A 2326-nucleotide genomic window follows, 5' to 3' on the forward strand; every position below is an offset into this window, starting at 1 on the left:
AAATAGCCATCACATGACCATGAGGAAGACTTCTAATCACTTCAAAATGATTGGGAATGCCTTCAGTCATGGACAGTGTTGCTCCTTTAAGAGCCAGTTTTAGATTGTCGATAATATCATCGGGTAATTTTGAGAGATTGGCCAGGGTTCTTTTTTTGACTTGATCTCCTTCTCGATAGGATTCACGAAGAAGAACAGCGGGGGGGGAATTACGGTTAGGAACTTTTTCTATATACATGACCACTATTTTAGCAAATGGAGAGAATTCTTTTTCATTAAGAAATTTTACAAATTACATGGGTACATTAAGAAAAGTTAAGGGGTGTATCCATTGATGGATAAGGGTTTTCGGCTATTATGCTATATATGTATGGGGGAAGTTCAGTTATACCCATTTGTTATTTCCCACGCTAAGAGAGAAATTGTTAACTAGAGTCAGTGAACAGTTTTGTTATCACCTTGTTCTCTAATTAAGTAGCGTCACAACACCTATGGTATGCAAATATTTTGACATAGTGATCGCTTTTTTACTACAGCAGGCTGGCGTTGGGGAGGGCAAGTGCCAACGCAGTCAGGCTGGTAATGCCTACGATCAGGAGGTTGGCAAAGTTCATGACATAGGCGCATACTGGGAGGGTTATTTTTTAGTATCGCTCCTATGGTGAGAGGGGAGAAGAGTGGAAGGGCGATCGCGACTGTCTCGAAGGCGGCTATTGAAATATAAATTCTTGTCCAAAACCTCTGTAGCCTTATGCTGGGATCTCAAGATCGGGGAATGGTTACACCAACACCAGCAAATTAAGCTGAAGAAACACGGGCGACTTGCCAAGAGCGTTTTTCGCTACGGCTTAGATTATCTTTGCTCTATCGTCACTGATTTAGACTTGAAACAGCGTGAGTTTTTACACTCCTTGCGATTTTTGTCCTGTACTTAGATCGGCATTACCCCAAAGGCTACTTAGGATGTTTATTGTTTACTTTTTCTTGTGAAGGAAGTTGATTTGGCTTTTGCTGCGTAGGATTAGTGAAGTATGTAAATAAAAGGTAGCCAACACCTGCCGAAACTAGAAGTATTAGAGTAATTTTCAACCATAATGGCCATTTTGTCTTGTATATAATTGTGAAGCATACTAGTCCTGCACTGATAGTAATTATTACATTCCGCACATTTGGGTCAGAAATGTATTCAATTAACCAAGAGGCAAAAGAATTGGCATTATCGGGAGCGCACCCCCAAGCAACAAAGTTTTGAGCCAATTCTTGCTGTGAGGTCTTGATAGGGAGACTAAGTGCCTCATAAGTTAATTTACCTAAAACACCACCTTTTGCTTGACCTATAAGAACAGCAATGGAGTCTTTGTTGTCGTCTTTTGAAACGTCATTACTTCTTGAGATATGTTCCTTATGTATAGAAGCAGTCCGCGCAGAAGAGTTAGATTCAGGTGTATAAGTTTCATATCTTCTAGACAAAGTTTGGCTTGTGTTTCTTAGTTTCATTACTTGAAAACCTCTTTAAGCGAATTAAGACTGAAAAGGCTTCGGTTGAATAATCTTAGCCGTCACCGTCCCCACCACATACTGCTCTTTGAGGACAGCGATCGCACTTTAAATTCAAAAACACGCCACCGCCGTACCCGCCAAACCGATCTTCCGGTAATAGTCGGGAAAAGCAGACCCAGTGCTTTTTTATCTATAGAATTTTCTTCGATAAACCGTGCCAAAAGGCTCTAATTATTTACCTCTTATTCACCTATCCCTACTCTATCTCCGATAATCTCAACGAATGAGGCTGTTTTCATAAAATTTAACGATTAGCCGACAATGAATCGCAGAAATATCCAGCGATCGCTAAAGTGCTTAACAAAAGAAATTGTAATCTTATCGATTTTGACCGTGCCACTATCCAAAGGAATAGATTAGATTTCTTGAAAAGACCAATGCGGGGAAATTACCGAGTAATCACCTGAACTTTTTCCTTATCCGTAAAGATCGGGAGATGTGCATATTCTTGCTATTCCTAATACATCTGAGAGCGTCCGTCCTGTCGAATTTATCTTTAGTTATAGGCCGACATTCCACACATCTTCATATACTTTTATATATTTTTACATTCCCCAAGATGTTTTGACGAAAAACCTTCATTGTAGAAACTACTATTGAGAACATTTTCAATAATTGATTTTTTCTGAGAAAAAAAATTACAATTCTTCACCTTGATAAAAATCTAAGTAGCTGGTTATAATTAAATTAAAAATGGATTTTAGGTTCGATCCCCCCTGCCCCCCTTGATAAGGGGGGTGCCGATAGGCGGGGGGATCCCCCCTTA

2 protein-coding genes are annotated in these 2326 nt (G+C 39.7%); both read right to left on the reverse strand.

Going from position 1 to position 2326, the window contains the following annotated elements; all coding sequences use genetic code 11:
• A partial coding sequence (locus PX482_RS21960; RefSeq protein ID WP_502888572.1) for an IS1634 family transposase N-terminal domain-related protein occupies positions 1-238 on the reverse strand: 238 nt, incomplete at its 3' end.
• A gap of 716 nt (positions 239-954) precedes the next feature.
• On the reverse strand, positions 955-1497 hold the full coding sequence (locus tag PX482_RS21965) for a hypothetical protein (RefSeq protein ID WP_002762495.1): 543 nt from the start codon (positions 1495-1497) through the stop codon (positions 955-957).
• Positions 1498-2326 lie beyond the last annotated feature (829 nt).

It is taken from the genome of Microcystis sp. M53602_WE12 (assembly GCF_030065455.1).
GTDB classification, from domain to species: Bacteria; Cyanobacteriota; Cyanobacteriia; order Cyanobacteriales; family Microcystaceae; genus Microcystis; species Microcystis aeruginosa.